This is a genomic window from Bradyrhizobium sp. USDA 3650 (assembly GCF_054057395.1).
The window spans coordinates 1227879-1244598 of record NZ_JBSRZG010000001.1; the positions used below are offsets into that span (position 1 = coordinate 1227879).

16 protein-coding genes are annotated in these 16720 nt (G+C 63.5%); 8 read left to right on the plus strand and 8 right to left on the minus strand.

The window, feature by feature from the left end; genetic code table 11:
• The 3 genes from gor to rpiA are packed head-to-tail and all read right to left on the minus strand — an operon-like array spanning nt 1 to nt 2679.
• Nucleotides 1–1389, minus strand: coding sequence for a glutathione-disulfide reductase (gene gor / locus ACVIN2_RS06090; protein WP_007608775.1), 1389 nt, complete (start codon nt 1387–1389; stop codon nt 1–3).
• A gap of 55 nt (nt 1390–1444) precedes the next feature.
• Complete coding sequence (locus ACVIN2_RS06095; protein WP_456764880.1) at nt 1445–1963, minus strand: DUF2059 domain-containing protein; 519 nt, start codon at nt 1961–1963, stop codon at nt 1445–1447.
• Nucleotides 1964–1965: 2 nt separating this feature from the next.
• Entirely contained in the window at nt 1966–2679 is a 714-nt protein-coding gene (rpiA, locus tag ACVIN2_RS06100) for a ribose-5-phosphate isomerase RpiA (RefSeq protein WP_219682536.1), read from the minus strand.
• Nucleotides 2680–2855: 176 nt separating this feature from the next.
• Here rpiA and ACVIN2_RS06105 point away from each other — a divergent pair, with 176 nt between their 5' ends.
• From ACVIN2_RS06105 to ACVIN2_RS06125, 5 genes are all read left to right on the plus strand, one after another.
• Nucleotides 2856–3545, plus strand: coding sequence for an HAD-IA family hydrolase (locus ACVIN2_RS06105; RefSeq protein WP_456764881.1), 690 nt, complete (start codon nt 2856–2858; stop codon nt 3543–3545).
• A 136-nt stretch (nt 3546–3681) separates the two neighbouring features.
• Entirely contained in the window at nt 3682–4182 is a 501-nt protein-coding gene (locus ACVIN2_RS06110) for a hypothetical protein (RefSeq protein ID WP_456764882.1), read from the plus strand.
• A gap of 108 nt (nt 4183–4290) precedes the next feature.
• On the plus strand, nt 4291–5325 hold the full coding sequence (gene moaA, locus ACVIN2_RS06115; protein WP_456764883.1) for a GTP 3',8-cyclase MoaA: 1035 nt from the start codon (nt 4291–4293) through the stop codon (nt 5323–5325).
• 169 nt (nt 5326–5494) lie between these two features.
• The gene (locus ACVIN2_RS06120) at nt 5495–6076 is read left to right on the plus strand and encodes a TRAP transporter small permease subunit (protein WP_456764884.1); all 582 of its coding nucleotides are present in this window, start codon (nt 5495–5497) and stop codon (nt 6074–6076) included.
• A 28-nt stretch (nt 6077–6104) separates the two neighbouring features.
• On the plus strand, nt 6105–7760 hold the full coding sequence (locus ACVIN2_RS06125) for a TRAP transporter large permease (protein WP_456764885.1): 1656 nt from the start codon (nt 6105–6107) through the stop codon (nt 7758–7760).
• Nucleotides 7761–7839: 79 nt separating this feature from the next.
• Here the strand turns inward: ACVIN2_RS06125 and ACVIN2_RS06130 are convergent, their stop codons facing one another.
• The gene (locus tag ACVIN2_RS06130) at nt 7840–8928 is read right to left on the minus strand and encodes a TRAP transporter substrate-binding protein (protein ID WP_456764886.1); all 1089 of its coding nucleotides are present in this window, start codon (nt 8926–8928) and stop codon (nt 7840–7842) included.
• 277 nt (nt 8929–9205) lie between these two features.
• Between ACVIN2_RS06130 and ACVIN2_RS06135 the strand changes: the two genes are divergently transcribed.
• Nucleotides 9206–10507, plus strand: a complete 1302-nt coding sequence (locus ACVIN2_RS06135) for a M20/M25/M40 family metallo-hydrolase (RefSeq protein WP_456764887.1) — start codon at nt 9206–9208, stop codon at nt 10505–10507.
• Between the two features lie 166 nt (nt 10508–10673).
• On the opposite strand, the gene ACVIN2_RS06140 is transcribed toward ACVIN2_RS06135, so the two are convergent.
• A complete protein-coding gene (locus ACVIN2_RS06140) occupies nt 10674–12083 on the minus strand; it encodes a sensor histidine kinase (protein WP_456764888.1) in 1410 nt (469 codons plus the stop codon).
• A gap of 1 nt (nt 12084) precedes the next feature.
• Nucleotides 12085–12759 (minus strand): response regulator transcription factor, encoded by a 675-nt coding sequence (locus tag ACVIN2_RS06145; RefSeq protein WP_007592584.1) that lies wholly within the window; start codon nt 12757–12759, stop codon nt 12085–12087.
• Between the two features lie 315 nt (nt 12760–13074).
• Between ACVIN2_RS06145 and ACVIN2_RS06150 the strand changes: the two genes are divergently transcribed.
• Entirely contained in the window at nt 13075–14133 is a 1059-nt protein-coding gene (locus tag ACVIN2_RS06150) for an alpha/beta fold hydrolase (RefSeq protein WP_456764889.1), read from the plus strand.
• A 244-nt stretch (nt 14134–14377) separates the two neighbouring features.
• A complete protein-coding gene (locus ACVIN2_RS06155; protein ID WP_456769655.1) occupies nt 14378–14770 on the plus strand; it encodes a GNAT family N-acetyltransferase in 393 nt (130 codons plus the stop codon).
• Here ACVIN2_RS06155 and ACVIN2_RS06160 read toward each other — a convergent pair.
• Both ACVIN2_RS06160 and ACVIN2_RS06165 read right to left on the minus strand, forming a co-directional pair.
• Nucleotides 14742–15116 (minus strand): YunG family protein, encoded by a 375-nt coding sequence (locus ACVIN2_RS06160; protein WP_456764890.1) that lies wholly within the window; start codon nt 15114–15116, stop codon nt 14742–14744. The two genes, ACVIN2_RS06155 and ACVIN2_RS06160, sit on opposite strands and share 29 nt — an antisense overlap.
• Nucleotides 15117–15535: 419 nt before the next feature.
• Nucleotides 15536–16627, minus strand: coding sequence for a TRAP transporter substrate-binding protein (locus ACVIN2_RS06165; protein WP_007592593.1), 1092 nt, complete (start codon nt 16625–16627; stop codon nt 15536–15538).
• Between the last annotated feature and the right edge of the window lie 93 nt (nt 16628–16720).

A 16720-nucleotide genomic window follows, 5' to 3' on the forward strand; every position in this document is an offset into this window, starting at 1 on the left:
TTACTCCGCCGCCTGGCGGACGTGGCGGGCGGTCGGGGTGCGCATGGTGACGAGCTCTTCGGCCGCGGTCGGATGCAGCGCGATTGTCGCGTCGAAATCGGCCTTTGTCGCCTTCATCTTCACCGCAATCGCGACCGCCTGCGTGATCTCGGCTGCGGCATCGCCGACGATGTGACAGCCGAGCACGCGGTCGGAGGCGCCGTCGACGACGAGCTTCATCAGCACGCGGGTATCGCGGCCCGACATCGTCGCCTTGATGGGACGGAACGTGGTCTTGTAAATGTCGACATGGCTGAATTGCGCGCGGGCCTCGGTTTCGGTGAGGCCGACGGTGCCGACCTCCGGCTGCGAGAACACGGCGGTCGGGATGTTGGCGTGATCCACCTGCACCTCGCGCTTGCCGAACACGGTGTCGGCGAACGCATGGCCCTCGCGGATCGCGACCGGCGTCAGGTTGAAGCGATGGGTGACGTCGCCGATTGCATAGATGCTGTCGACCGAACTCTTCGAGAAATGGTCGACGGCGATGCCGCCGTTCCGCGGGTTGATGGCGACGCCGGCCTTTTCCAGGCCGAGATTGGCCACCGCCGGATGGCGGCCGATCGCGAACATCACCTGGTCGGAGGCGAGGCTCGATCCGTTCGACAGATGCGTGGTGAATTCCTCGCCGTGCCGATCGACCTTCGCCACCGTGCAGCCGGTGAGAATGGTGATGCCCTGCTTCTCCATCTCGGCGCGGACGTGGGCGCGAACATCCTCGTCGAAGCCGCGAAGAATGTTGTCACCGCGATAGATGACTGTGACGTCGGAGCCGAAGCCGGCGAAGATGCCGGCGAACTCCAGCGCAATGTAGCCGCCACCCTGGATCACGATCCGCTTCGGCAGCTTGGTCAGGTGAAACGCCTCGTTGGAGGAGATCACGTGCTCGATGCCGGGAATCGGAGCGCCGTGATTGGGCGCGCCGCCGGTGGCGATCAAAATGTACTTTGCGGTGATCTTCCGGTCGTTCTCGAGCAGGCGGACCGTGTGCTTGTCCTCGATCACCGCGCGGCTCTTGACGATCTGCGCGCCCGACTTCTCGACATTGGCGGTGTAAGCCGCCTCCAGACGTGCGATCTCCTTGTCCTTGTTGGCGATCAGCGTCGGCCAGTCGAAGGTCGCAGGCGGAACGGTCCAGCCAAAACCGGCGGCGTCCTCGATCTCATGACGGAAATGCGAGCCGATGACGAACAGCTTCTTCGGCACGCAGCCGCGGATCACGCAGGTCCCGCCCATGCGGTACTCTTCCGCGATCATCACGCGGGCGCCGTAGCCGGCCGCGATGCGGGCGGCACGCACGCCGCCCGAACCGCCACCGATGACAAAGAGGTCGACGTCGAATTCAGCCATTGTCCACTCCGACCTCTTTCAGAACATGATCTGGATTCTGATCAGATAGGAACTGTCAGATCTCCTTGCCACGCTTGCGCATCTCGGCCCGGAAGTTGCCCATTACGGTCTCGGAGAAGTTCTGGGCCCAGGAGTTCATGAAGGCCATGCTCAGCCCGATGGCGCGGGGCTCGGCCTCGATCAGCTTCTTTCCCAGCGGCGATTTGTAGAAGGTGACGAGATCCTTCAGCTCCTGCTCGGTGAACTCGCTGGCATAGACCTGCGCCATGCCCTCGCCGATTTCGTTCTCGCGGCCCTTGAGCTGCTGGGCGACGACCTGGGCGACCTCGGTGAGGTCCTTCTGATAATTCAGGTTCTGCTGGATCAGCGCGATCTTGGTCTTCTCGACCAGGCCGGGCACGGCGTTCGCGTACATCGCACTGGCGTTCTTGATTGCCAGGATCTCCTTGGCGGCCGCGATGGCCGCCGGCGTCGATTTCGGCCCGGCGGCCTGCTGAGCCACGGCCGGGGCGACCGAGAGGGCCAGTCCCACAGCGAGGGTCGCGACCGGCAACAATTTCAAAACGCTCTTCATTCCTAGTCTCCTTTCGGCTTTCGCCGTTCAATCACGCGAATTCCCTCGCCACCCGCCAAAACAGCCGAGCTGGCCAAGCCGATGAACAAACCATGCTCGACGACGCCGGGGATCGCGCTCAACGCCGTGGCGAGGCGAGCGGGATCCTCAATTTTTTCGAGCTGGGCATCGACGATCCAGTGGCCGCCATCGGTGACGAAAACGTGGCCGTCCTTGCCATTGCGGACCGCCATCTGCCCGGAAACGCCGCATTCCGCAAACGCCTTCTCGATCGCGCGTCGCGTTGCGCCGAGCCCGAACGGGATGACCTCGACCGGCAGCGGAAAGCGGCCGAGTGTCGGCACCCATTTGGTGTCGTCGGCAATCACGATCATGCGATCCGAGGCGGCCGCGACGATTTTCTCGCGCAACAGCGCGCCGCCGCCGCCCTTGATCAGATTGAGTTCGGGGTCGATCTCGTCGGCACCGTCAACGGTGATGTCGAGATGGTCGATCTCATCCAGCGTGGTCAGCGGCACGCCGCAGCGGATTGCATCGAGGCGCGTCGCCTCGGAGGTCGGCACGCCGATCACTTTCAGTCCGGCCCGGACCCGCTCGCCGAGCAGCTCGACGAAATGTTTGGCAGTCGAGCCGGTCCCAAGCCCGAGCTGCATGCCGTCTCGGACGTCCTCGAGGGCGCGCGCCGCGGCCTGCCGCTTCAACTGGTCCATGTTCACGTTTGCGCCGTCCCTGAATTACGAGTGTGCTGCCTTATAGGCTCGCGGCGGCCTGTGTAGCCTCGTTTTCCCTCGGAGAACAGGGTCTGGGGGAACAGGCCTCAGGGTCCACCTTATAAGGTGTTCTTATGGCTTCGGCCCTTGCGCGGGCGGGGCCGGGCCGGTAGCGCTGGGCCATGACCCCCTCCCACACCATCGTTTTCGATCTCGACGGCACGCTTGTGGATACGGCGCCCGACCTGATCACCGCGCTCAATTACGTGCTCGACCGCGAAGGGCTGCCGCCCGTGCCGATGGCCTCGGCCCGCAACATGATCGGCGCCGGCGCCCGCAAGCTGATCGAGCGGGGGCTGGAGGCCGAGGGCCGCAGCGTCACGGTTGCCGACATGGACCGGATGACGGCCGATTTCATCGCCTATTACGCCGACAATATCGCCGTCGAATCCCGGCCGTTCGAGGGGCTGGAGGCCGCGCTCGACCATTTTGCGGCCCAGGGCCATCGCCTCGCGGTCTGCACCAACAAGCTGGAATGGCTGTCGAAGCGCCTGCTGGACCAGCTCGACCTGAGCCGGCGCTTCGCCGCAATCTGCGGCGCCGACACTTTTGGCGTCCAGAAGCCAGATCCGACCATTTTCCGCGAAACGGTGGCGCGGGCCGGCGGCGAGGTCAAAGCCAGCATCATGGTCGGCGACGCCGGACCGGATGTCGGCGTTGCCCGGCGCGCCGGAGTTCCCGTGATCGGGGTCAGCTTCGGCTATACTGACGTGCCGATCGCCGAGCTGAAGCCGGACCGGCTGATCCATCACATGCGCGACCTGCCGGCCGCAGCCCACAGCCTGATGACTGCGCAGGAAGCTCTCAAGTAGCTGATATCGCTTTGTTATTCCACGGAATCCCGCGTTAACCATCTACTAACTATGCGCGGCCCGCCGGTTGCTCGCTTGGAACGACACTCCTAAGTTTGTCCGGGGATGTGGCGGTTCGCCGCACTAGGTGGATGTCATGCGTCGTGTCATCTCGTTTGCGTTAGCTGGAGCAAGCGTCATCGGGGCAACGAGCCTTGCTGGCTGCTCCTCGATGTCTTCGGTGTCCTGGGACATGTTCAAATCGGCCCCGCCGACCGTCCAGGTCCGGCTCGAATCCAATCCTCCGGGCGCTGACGCCACGACCTCACTCGGTGGAGGCTGCAAGACCCCCTGCTCCGTGTCGGTTCCCGCCCCCGACGCCCCCCTCACGGTCGCTTTCGCGCTGCCGAAATATCAGCCGCTGAGCGTGCCGGTGAACGTCATCAGGAATCCCGGCGACTTCACGACCCCCGCCTCGGTCACCACCGACCCCAACCCGGTTTTCGCGGAGCTCCAGCCGGCCATTCCGCAAAAACCGGTCCGCAAGCCGCACCGGCCGAAGAAGCCGAAACCGGCGGCGCCCGCCGCTGCCCCGGCGGCTGCTGCCGCACCGGCCGCGGGCTCGCCGTTCCCCGATCCGAACACGGGCAAGCGCTGACCTCCGTCATCCCCCCAATTGTCTCCGACGCGTTCGATGCTTAGATTGCTTCCAGGACGCCGCTGAAGCAAAACTGCTCGCGTTGCCGCAAGTGACAAGGCATTTGGTATGAACGGACTTTCCGCGAGCCCCCGCGCCGCGCTGTCGAGCGCGATGACCGATCCGTTCGGACGGACCATCTCGTATTTGCGCGTCTCCGTCACCGACCGCTGCGACCTGCGCTGCTTCTACTGCATGTCGGAAGACATGACGTTCCTGCCCAAGGCGGACCTGCTGACGCTGGAGGAACTCGACCGGCTCTGCTCGGCCTTCATCGCCAAGGGCGTGAAGAAGCTGCGGCTCACCGGCGGCGAGCCGCTGGTCCGCCGCAACGTGATGACGTTGGTGCGCTCGCTGTCGCGGCATCTCAAGAGCGGCGCGCTGAGCGAGCTGACGCTGACCACCAACGGCACCCAGCTTGCGAAACACGCAAGCGAGCTCGCCGATTGCGGCGTCCGCCGCATCAACGTCTCGCTCGACACGCTCGACCCGCAGAAGTTTCGCGAGATCACCCGGTGGGGCGAGATCGACAAGGTGCTGGAAGGCATCGAGGCGGCACGCGCTGCAGGCCTCGCCGTCAAGATCAATGCCGTGGCGCTGAAGAACCTCAATGAGGACGAACTTCCCGACCTGATGCGCTGGGCCCACGGCAAGAGCATGGGGCTGACGCTGATCGAGGTCATGCCGATGGGCGAGATCGGATCGGGACGGATCGACCAATACCTGCCGCTGTCGCTGGTGCGCGCGCGCCTCGCCCAGCAGTTCACGCTGACCGATCTGGCCGAGAGCACCGGCGGGCCGGCGCGCTATGTCAGCGTCGCCGAGACCGGCGGCAAGCTCGGCTTCATCACCCCGATGACTCATAATTTTTGCGAATCCTGCAATCGCGTGCGCGTCACCTGCACGGGAACGCTGCACACCTGCCTCGGCCACGAAGATGCCTCCGATTTGCGCAAACCTCTGCGTGCATCGGACGACGATTCGCTGCTTGCGGATGCGATCGATCGCGCCATTGGGCTGAAGCCCAAGGGCCACGATTTCATCATCGACCGCCGCCACGACCGCCCCAGCGTCAGCAGGCACATGAGCGTCACCGGCGGCTAGCATCGGCTGCCCGGCCGCGGCTTATTCCCCTTAACTATCAACAAACTTCCGATTGACTGGCGGCAAACTCGCTGGTTTGGTGCGGCTGCCTCATGCCTGCGCGGCGAGACAAGCCAACGCGCCACTCGGCGCAGTCAAGACGGCCGGGGCAAATCGGGGAGGACCAATCTTGCAAGCGCTCCTGAAGCTGAGCAATGGAATTGACGCGTTCACACGTTGGACCGGCAAGCGTTTGGCTTGGCTGATCCTGGTCGCCGTCGTCATCTCGGCGGTCAATGCGATCATTCGAAAGACGTTGGACACGTCCTCCAACTCGTGGCTCGAGCTGCAATGGGTGCTTTTCAGCATCGTGTTCCTGCTGTGCGCGTCCTGGACGCTGCTCGACAACGAGCACATCCGGATCGACATCTTCAACAGCATGATGCCGAAGCGGGCTCGCAACATCATCGACATCATCGGGCACATCTTCTTCTTGATCCCGCTGACCATTGTCATGATCGTCACCGGGGTACCGTTCTTCCTGCGCTCACTCCAGATCAACGAGCAATCCGGCAATGCGGGCGGCCTGCCGCAATGGCCGGCCAAGTCGCTCATCATGATCGGCTTTGCGCTCCTGCTTGTTCAAGGCATCTCCGAGCTGATCAAGCGGATCGCCATCATGCGTGGCATGATTCCGGATCCCCACGAGTCGCAGATTTCGGCGCTGGAAGCCGAAGTCGAGCATCTCGTTGAAGCGATCGAACAGAAGTGATCGCCAAGCGGCATCGTAGGGGGATTCAATGACCGCGTTTATCGTCGCCAATATGGCGCCCATCATGTTCGCGACGCTGGTGATCGTGCTGCTGCTCGGCTATCCGGCGGCATTTTCGCTCGGCGCCGTCGGCCTGTTCTTCGCCATCATCGGCGTCGAGCTCGGGCAATTTCACCCGGACTTTCTTCAGGCCCTGCCCGAGCGCGTCTACGGCGTGATGAACAACGACACGCTGCTCGCCATTCCCTTCTTCACCTTCATGGGACTGGTGCTCGAGCGCTCCGGCATGGCGGAGGATCTGCTCGACACCATCGGCCAGTTGTTCGGCACCATCCGCGGCGGTCTCGCCTACGCGGTGGTGTTCGTCGGCGCCCTGCTCGCGGCGACGACCGGCGTCGTGGCGGCCTCGGTGATCTCGATGGGCCTGATCTCGCTGCCGATCATGCTGCGCTACGGCTACGACCGCCGCGTGGCGACCGGCATCATCGCGGCCTCCGGCACGCTGGCGCAGATCATTCCGCCCTCGCTCGTCCTGATCGTGATGGCCGACCAGCTCGGCAAGTCGGTCGGCGACATGTACGAGGGCGCGTTCATTCCGGGCCTGGTGCTCGCCGGCCTCTATGCAGGTTACGCGTTCCTCGTGACCATGATTTTCCCGAAGGCCGCTCCGGGCCTGCCCAAGGAAGCCATCGGTTTCCGCGAGGAGAGCGGCGACCGCGGCCTCAAGTCGCTCGGCGTGCTGTTCCTGGCGAGCTGCGTGTTCGGCTGGCTCATGATGCGGAATTCGGAGACACACGGAGCCGACTTCGTCGTGCTCAGCATGTTCTTCGGCATCCTCTTCGCGTTCTTCGTCGCCATCGCGAACTGGGTCCTCGATAAGCTGACGGGCTACCGCTTCCTCTCGAAGATGGCGCAACAGACCACCTTCGTCATGGTGCCGCCGCTGTTCCTGATCTTCCTGGTGCTGGGCACGATCTTCATCGGCGTCGCGACCCCCACCGAAGGCGGCGCCATGGGTGCAGCCGGCGCCCTCATTCTCGGAGCCGCGAAGCGACGACTGACCTGGGACCTGATCCGTCAGGCCACCGAGTCGACGGCGAAGCTGTCCGCCTTCGTCGTCTTCATCCTGGTCGGCGCGCGCGTGTTCTCGCTCACCTTCTACGGCGTCAGCGGCCACGTCTGGGTCGAGCACCTGCTGACCTCGCTGCCCGGCGGCCAGATCGGGTTCCTGATCTTCGTCAACGCCTTCGTCTTCGTGCTGGCGTTCTTCCTCGACTTCTTCGAGCTTGCCTTCATCGTGATCCCGCTGCTCGGGCCTGCGGCCGAGCATCTCGGCATCGACCTGATCTGGTTCGGCGTCATCCTGGGCGTCAACATGCAGACGTCGTTCATGCACCCGCCGTTCGGATTTGCGCTGTTCTATTTGCGCTCGGTCGCGCCGAAAGAACGTTATACCGACCGCGTCACCGGCAAGCGCATGGAGCCGGTCACGACGGGACAGATCTATTGGGGTGCGGTGCCGTTCGTCGTGATCCAGATGATCATGGTGCTGCTCGTGATCATGTTCCCGTCGATGGTGATGCACTACAAGGGCGTGCAGTCCACCGTCGATCCCAACAGCATCAAGATCGACATTCCCCAGATCGATCTGCCGCCGCTCGACTTCGGCCAGCCGAAGCAATAGCGCCCGGCCCACCCGCAAAAAAAGAACCCGGAGCTTTCGCTCCGGGTTTTTTCGTTTGGGCCGATCGTGCGCTCTGCGATCAGCTCTGCGAGTTACGCGCCATGAAGTTGTCATAGCCGACTTCGGCGACCTGGAACCACTGATATCCGTTGTTCGAGAACGCGGTCAGCGATTCGTAGACCTTCTTGAAGTCCGCGTTGCTGGCCGAGACTTCGGTGTGCAGCTCCTTTGATGCCTTGAAGCAGGCTTGCATGACCTCCGGCGAGAACGGATGCAGCTTGGCGCCGGCCGCGAGCAGGCGCCGCAACGCCGGTGGATTGGACTGGTCGTACTTCGCCATCATCCAGTTGTTGGCGTAGTGCCCCGCCTGCTCGAGGATGCTCTGGTAGTGCTTCGGCAGCGCATTCCACTTGTCCTGGTTGACGAAGGCGAGAAGCATCGGCCCGCCTTCCCACCAGCCCGGGAAGTAATAATGCGGCGCGACTTTCACGAAGCCGAGCTTCTCGTCGTCATAGGGCCCGACCCATTCCGCTGCGTCGATGGTGCCCTTCTCCAGCGCCGGATAAATGTCGCCACCGGCGATCTGCTGCGGCACCGCACCGAGTTTGGCCATCACCTTTCCGGCAAAGCCGCCGATGCGGAATTTCAAGCCGCTGAAGTCCTGAGGCGTCTTGACCTCCTTGCGGAACCAGCCGCCCATCTGACAGCCGGTGTTGCCGGCAAGCAGCGAGACGACGTTGTACTTCTTGTAGAACTCGTTGAGAATCTCCCTGCCGCCGCCGAGTGTGTACCAGGCCTGGTTGATGCGCATGTTCGGCCCGAACGGCACCGACGATCCGAAGGTGAAGGTCGGGTCCTTGCCAAAATAATAGTAGGATGCGGTGTGGCCGATTTCGCAGGTGCCGTTCTGCACGGCATCGAGCACCTGAAGGCCCGGCACGATCTCGCCGCCGGCAAATGTCTGAATCTGGAATTTGTTGTCGGTCGCTTCCGCGACCATCTTGGCCATCATCTCGGCACCGCCATAGAGCGTATCGAGTGATTTCGGCCAGCTCGTCGGCATGCGCCATTTGATCTCGGGCGTCGTCTGCGCGATCGCTGGAGCGGCGAGCGTGGCAACACCCGCCGCACCAAGCCCGGTGACCTTGATAAAATCTCGTCTTTTCATGATTTCCTACCCTGATGGATTGTGACGGTGGGCCTTCTTGCCGAGGCTTGGCGGCCAGCATGGAACATGTGTCGCCCGATTTCCATCCCTCACGATGTGAGGGACGAAAATGCCCAGCTCCCGCGCGATCCGATCCTACGACTTTAGGCTTAGACGACCGGCCCTGGCCCTCCACGTCACGTTCGCCTCGGCGGTGCCTGATGGGTGCGCCGGGCGCGTGACAAGCGCCGGAAACACGGGCATACCGCGCCATCCCCCAACCCTAGGACCGCCGCGCATGCCTCGATCGCACCCTGCTCCATCGTTCGTTGGTCCCTTGATCGCGTCGCTCTGGCTGGCATGTGCGGCAATGCCCGCCCATGCCGAGCCCAGCGCCAATGTCATGGCCGACGTCCATGCGCTGGCGCAAAAGGAGCAGCAGCCGCTGCTCGACACGTTGCGCGATCTCGTCAGCATCGAATCCGGCAGCAAGGATGTCGAAGGCCTGAACCGGATCGCCGAGCGCGTTGCCGGCCAGCTCAAGCAGCTCGGCGGCACGGTGGAGATCCTGCAACCCACCGACGTCTATCGCCTCGACGACACACCCGAGAAGATCGGCCCGGCCGTACACGCCGTATTCAAGGGCACGGGCAGCAAGAAGATCATGCTGATCGCCCACATGGACACCGTGTACCTAAAGGGCATGCTGAAGGATCAACCGTTCCGCATCGATGGCGACAAGGCTTACGGCCTCGGCATTGCCGACGACAAGCAGGGCGTCGCGCTCATTCTCCATACCGTGGCGTTGCTGCAGAAGCTCAGCTTCCGGGATTACGGCACGCTCACGGTGCTCACCAATGGCGACGAGGAGATCTCGTCGCCCGGCTGGCGCAGCACCATCACCAGGTTCGCCGCGGATCAGGATGTGGTGTTTTCGTTCGAAGGCGGCGGCACCGACGGCACGCTGCGGCTGGCCACCAGCGGCATCGGCTCGGCCTATCTCACGGTGCAGGGCAAGTCCTCACATGCAGGCTCGCGGCCCGAGGGCGGCGTCAACGCGCTGTACGAACTCTCGCACCAGCTGTTGCAGATGAAGGACCTGTCCAAACCAGAGCAGGGCCTGAAACTGAACTGGACGGTCTCCAAGGCCGGCACCAACCGCAACGTGATCCCCGCGGAGGCCACGGCCCAGGCTGACGCGCGCGCGCTCAAGGTCGCCGATTTCGGCGAGCTGGAGAAAACACTTCAGGAGAAGATCAAAAATCACCTGCTGCCCGATTCCAAGGTCGAGCTGAAATTCGAGGTGCGCCGTCCGCCGCTTGAGGCCAACGACGCCTCTCGTCGCGTCGCGGCCCACGGCAAGACGATCTATGGGGAGATCGGACTGCCCCTCAAGGTCGACGAGAAGGCGACCGGCGGCGGCACCGATGCGGCGTTTGCCGCGCTCAAGACCAGCGGAGCCGTGGTCGAAGGCATGGGCCTGTCGGGTTTCGGCGCGCATTCCAACGACGCCGAATATGTGCAGCTCAACAGCATTGTGCCGCGCCTTTATCTGACCACGCGCATGATCATGGATTTGTCCACCGGCAAGCTGAAATAGCCCCGATCTTCCTTCTCCCCTTGTGGGAGAAGGTGGCGCGAAGCGCCGGATGAGGGGTTGCCTCCGTGCATTCAACTTGCAGTCGGACTCGCGGAGAGAGACCCCTCACCCGCCTCGCCGCTACCGCGGCGAGCCACCCTCTCCCACAAGGGGCGAGGGTGCAGCGTCAGTGCCGCACCGCGTTCAAATCAACGTCGTCCAACTTCTCCGCCAGCCTGAACCGCAGCGTGAACTGCGCGCCGCCGCCCGGAAGATTCTCCACCGCAACCGTCGCCGCGTGATCGTCCGCCACGCCGCGCACGATCGACAGCCCGAGGCCGGCGCCGTCGCTGCGCTGGCGGTCGGCGCGCCAGAAGCGCTGGAAGATCAATTCGCGCTCGGCTTCCGCAATTCCCGGGCCGCAATCGCGCACGCGCACCGCACCATCCTCGCTCACATCGACATCGACCGACGTGTCCTTTGCCGTGAACTTGATGGCGTTTTCGGCGAGGTTGAAGATCGCACGCTGGAGCATCACGGAGTTGCCGTGGATCAGCACCGGCGCCTCGGTGCCCCTCAGCGCGATATCCTTGTGCTGCGCGATCGCGAGCGGCGCGATCGAACCGACCACCTCGGCGCAGACCGCGCGCAAATCCGCGGTCTCGCCGGGATCGAGCACCAGCGTGTCGAGTTCGGCGATCTCCAGCAATTGCGCGACGATGTGGCTCATGCCCTCGATGTCGGCATGCAGCGCCTGCCTTGCAGCGCCGTCGCCGAGCGTCTCGATCCGCGTGCGCAGGATCGCGAGCGGCGTGCGCAACTGGTGCGCGGCGTCGGCGGTGAACTGCCGCTGCACCCGAAAGCCGTCCTCGAGGCGGTCGAGCGCCTGGTTGACGGCGGTGACGAGCGGCATGATCTCGCGCGGGATCTGCTCCGTCGGCAGGCGGATGTCGGTGCGCGCCGGACCGATATTGCTTGCCTCCTCGGAGGCCTTCCACAGCGGCGCGACAGCGCGGCGAAAGATGATGATGTCGATGGCGAGCAGGACCAGCAGGATCGGAATGGTGATCCACCCGACCCGCCGGAAGAAGTTCGACACGATGTCGTCGATGATGACGTCGCGGTGCGCGAGGTCCTCCGCGACGCGAATGCGCATCACCTTGCCGTCGATGGTGCGGGTGACGCCGGCGCCTGAAATCGTCTCGGAGAGCGGCGGCGGCGCGGCCGGGGCAGTGCCGGTCTTGCGTCGCGACGAAAACAGCGGATTCCCCTCGGCATCGCGGATGTCGTACTGGTAGCGGCCATAGGCTTCCGAATAAAGGCCCTTGAGACTGTCCGGCAGGTTGAACGTCAACAAGCCGTCGGGCTGGGCGACGATGCGCTCGGCCAACACCTCGGCCTGCGCGCGCATGGCGTCGCGGTGCAGCTGGTCGATCTCGGAATTGAGCAGCCAGAACAGCACCAGCGGCAGGAAGATCGCGACCACCGCGACCGCCAAGATGTGCAGGAACACGATGCGCCAAATCAGCGATTTGAACGTCGGCGACCTCGCATGGATCCCGGCGCGGAATCCGGCGTGAGATCCGATCCGGGCCACGCTATTTCTCCTCGGCCATGAGATAGCCGACGCCACGGATAGTGTGGATCACGACCTTGGCGCCGTGCTCGGCGAGCTGCTTGCGCAGCCGCGAGACGTAGACCTCGACCGCGTTCGAGGCGACCTCGCCATCGAGGCCGAAGATGTGGTCCTCGACATTCTTCTTCGGCACCACCCGCCCCTGCCGGCGCAGCAGGATCTCGAGCACCGAGGTCTCGCGCGCGGAGATGATGCGCGGCTGGTCGTCGACGAAGATCTGGCGGCTTTCGGTGTCATAGACGAGGTTGGCAAGGCGCAGCGAGCGGCCGAGCAACTGGCCCGGTCGGCGCAGGATCGCCTCCAGCCGCGCCACCAGCTCCTCCATCGCGAACGGTTTGGCGAGATAGTCGTCGGCGCCGCTGCGCAGGCCGCTGACGCGATCCTGCAAGCCGCCGCGCGCGGTCAGCACCAGCACCGGCAATGGCTCCATCTGCCGGCGCAGCTCGCGCAGCACCGACAGGCCATCGCCGTCGGGCAGTCCGAGGTCGAGGATCATCGCGGCATAGCTGACGCTGCTGACCGCCTCGCGCGCTTCGGCGGCGCTGCCGACGATGTCGCTCTCATAGCCGGCCGCCGACAGCCCGCCGGCAACGAGCCGCGACAGCTCGGCATTATCCTCGACGATCAGAAGGCGCATCGCATTGTCCCGCGGGATGTTCCGGTGTCACCGCACGGCTCGCGCCGCATGTTGGCTGTCTTCCACCATCCGGGGCATCTCGGCCAGCGAAAAAGCGCCCGGCGGGCCGGCCGCTCCCTCCCGTCAGGTTCCTGTAAGCCAACCCAGGGCATGCGCGGATGAGGTCGCGGATGGCGCCGAAGCTTGCCTCCGTGAGCCCTGCCGTCCGCGTCGCATCGACCCTGCCAAGGAACGAACACCCCGGCGGACCGTTTAGCTCAGCTGCAACATTTCTCATTTGATGGGGCGTCGTGCAGACCACCTAAGGTAATGCACATGCGCCTTGCACGACGAACACGTTCCAGCTCCCTCCTATCCGATTGCTTGACCGCCATCACGCGACATCCGGGCGCGGCCGCGTTTGCTGCCGCAGGGACCCTCGTTGCGGCTACCGCAATCATAAATCGGCGGCTCGCGAACAAAGCGCAACGCGATAATCCTCCGCAGGGTCGGTTCATCGACGTCGAGGGGGTTCGCCTGCACTATCTGGAACGCGGCAGGGGCAAGCCGCTGGTTTTGTTTCACGGCAATGGCAGCATGGTCCAGGATTTCGACTCGAGTGGATTGATCGATCTCGCAGCCGAGAACTACAGGGTCATCGTGTTCGATCGTCCCGGTTTTGGGCATAGCTCGCGGCCAAGACACGTCGTCTGGACCCCGGATGCCCAAGCGGATTTGTTCAAGAAGGCGCTCGATCAGTTGGGCGTCTCTCAAGCGATTGTCCTTGGCCATTCGTGGGGAGCGTCGGTTGCGGTTGCGCTGGCGAGAAGACATCCTTCGTTCGTGCAGGCTCTCGTGCTGGCCTCGGGCTACTATTTCCCAACGCCCCGCGCGGACAGCGCCACGTCCGTGCTATCCGCCCTACCAGTGGTCGGCGACGTCATCAGCTCCACGATCTCGCCGTTAGCCGGTCGGATGATGTGGCCCGCGATGTTGCGCAAGCTGTTTGGCCCGCGGCCGGTCCCGAACAAGTTCGCGGGCTTTCCGAAAGAAATGGCGCTCCGCCCATCACAGATGCGGGCCGCAGCGGCCGAAGCGACGATGTTGGTCCCCGCCGCATTCTCAGGTTCGAAGACCTATGCAGAACTCAAGATGCCGACGATCATTATCGCGGGCCGGGACGATCGTCTGATCGATATCAGGCAGTCGGTCAGGCTGCATGGCGAGCTCAAGCAGAGCAAATTGCACCGGATCGACGGAGCGGGACACATGATTCATCATTCCGCAACCGCTGACGTAATGGCGGCCATCGACGAAGCTGCTGCCGAGGCCGTGTTGACCCATGGGAGGGAAGACTCACCCGTAATACAGGCTGGGCAGACCTCGGACGCCTGAGCAGCGTGGCCGAGCCGCCCACGCCGAGACATGCCGGCGCCTACGACGGCGGTTGTGAAGCCGTCCAGTTAGAGACAGGCCGATCCGATTGACCCACGGAGACTTCGGCAAGCCGAAGTGCTACACTTCCTCAGTGCAGGGAGGCTTGCCTCTGATCATCCGGCCGCCAACGATCGATGAGCTATCCGGCCTTTCCGATTTGTGTTTCAGGTCTAAAGCCGTCTGGGGCTACGACAATGAGTTCATGGAAGCCTGTCGTGGCGAGCTTTCCTTTGAACCGCGCGACTTGAAGGTGACGTCCATCGCGGTTGCCGAAGATCACGGGAGGCCCATCGGAGTTGCACAGCTAAGAATCGTCTATCGCGAGGCCGATTTGCTGAAGCTGTTCGTCGAGCCGAGTGCGATTCGCAGCGGCACGGGTAAGGCCTTGTTCGCTTGGGCTTCCGATGTCGCGAGGAAACTGGGTGCCACGCGGCTAACAATCGAGGCGGATCCCGGTGCAGCTCCCTTTTACCGCAGAATGGGAGCTCACGATGTCGGCCAAGTACCATCAGGGTCGGTGCCGGGAAGGACACTGCCGCAACTTGCGATGAACCTTTGCCCACAGACTAACCTTTGGGTTCGGAGGTGCTCCTAACCTGACTTGGTACGTGCTTGTGAAAAGCAGCGCTTAGAGCAGCCAGTTCATCGCTTGTCGCTCCCCGTTCCGCATCGGCACGGTTTGCAGGTAAATCCTTGTAAGCAATCGGCTGATCGAACTGGCTCGCCGTGAAGTCATACCGCTGGCCTTTGATGCGATTGTAAAAATGGTCGCCGGTCGGCAGCGGCGTCCTCCGCAACTCGCCGCCGAAGAGCTCGTGAATCAGCAGCGAGGTGACGTTGCATTGCCCTGCCGCCGGATTGCTCGCCGTCCATTGACTGGCCGTTGCCAACGACCAGGCCTTGCGCAACGCGCTTTGAACCTCACCGGGATCGAAGCTCATCGTCAACCCACGCCAGCCGCCGAGGCGCTCATTTCGGATTTTGCGATAATGCCTTTATGCCACTGTTTTGCCCGACGAGTCAAACGGGTCTCACTGAAGCGCTCGCTTGGTACTCCTGGGCACACCCCGCTTTGACGCCCAAATTGCGAAGTTCTCATCGCCCCGCGATGCTCGGGCCTGCCTGCCAATTAGCTTCATCGCATCAAGCGCTTGGCTGCACTCGCGGCGCCTTGTCCGCTCACCCCTCGTCTACTGTGCATGGGGTTGTTTTTCAGTTTTTTTGTTGGACGCCCCACCCGTACCCCGCGACGACGCCGCTCGGCGGCTTTCGCCTCGCCTATTCCGATCGCGTCGTCCCAAAGAAAAAGCCCGGCCTCGCGAACGAGACCGGGCGCGTCGTCTTGCGACTTGTTCGAAGATCAGCCGCGGGTGCGCGAGCGGATCATGAAGCTGTCGTAGGTGTATTCGGCGACCTGCCACCACAGATATTCGTCGGAGCGGTAGGCCTGCATGGCATCGATCGACTTCTTGAAGTCGGGATTCTTGGCCGAGATCTCGCCCCACAATTCGTTGGTCGCCTTGAGACAGGCTTCCAGAACTTCATTGGTGAACGGGCGAAGCTGCGTTCCGCCGGCGACCAGACGCTTCAGGGCGCCGGGGTTCACCATGTCGTAGCGCGCGGCCATCCAGGTGTTGGTGTTGACGGTCGCGTTGGTGAGGATCGCCTGGTAGTTCTTGGGCAGCTCGTTCCACTTGTCGATGTTGGCGAAGGCGTGAACGGTCGGACCGCCTTCCCAGAAGCCCGGGTAGTAGTAGTACTTGGCGACCTTGGCGAAGCCGAGCTTCTCGTCATCGTAGGGGCCGACCCATTCGGCCGCGTCGATGGTGCCCTTCTCCAGCGACGGATAGATGTCGCCGCCGGCGAGCTGCTGCGGCACCACGCCGACCTTCTGGAGCACCTGGCCGGCAATGCCGCCGATGCGCATCTTGAGGCCCGAGAGGTCGGCAACGGTCTTGATCTCCTTGCGGAACCAGCCGCCCATCTGGGTGCCGGTGTTGCCGCAGGGGAAGCCCATCACGTTCGACTTCTTGAAGAACTCGTTGGCGAGTTCGTTGCCGCCGCCCTGGTAGAGCCAGGAATTCTGCTGGCGTGCGTTCAGGCCGAAAGGCACCGACGCGAAGATCGCGAAGGTCGGGTCCTTGCCGACGTAGTAATACGACACCGTGTGGCACATCTCGACAGTGCCCTTCTGCGTCGCATCCAGCGCCTGCAGGCCCGGAACGATTTCACCCGCCTGGAAGACCTGGATCTGAAACTTGTTGTCGGTCATCTCGGCGACGTACTTCGCCATCTGCTCGGCACCGCCATAGATGGTGTCGAGCGACTTCGGGAAGCTCGACGTCAGGCGCCACTTGATCTCGGGCGAGGACTGCGCGATCGCCGGCGAGGCCACCGCGGCGGTCGCCGCCGCGCCGGCTGCCGACACTTTCAGAAAATCACGACGCTTCATCTTCAGTCTCTCCTTGTTGGGGCGTTTCCCCTAACTTCCTCTTTGCTGCCGCTCATTCCGGCGACGCGTTCTTGGGCCGCGTCGAACCGAAGG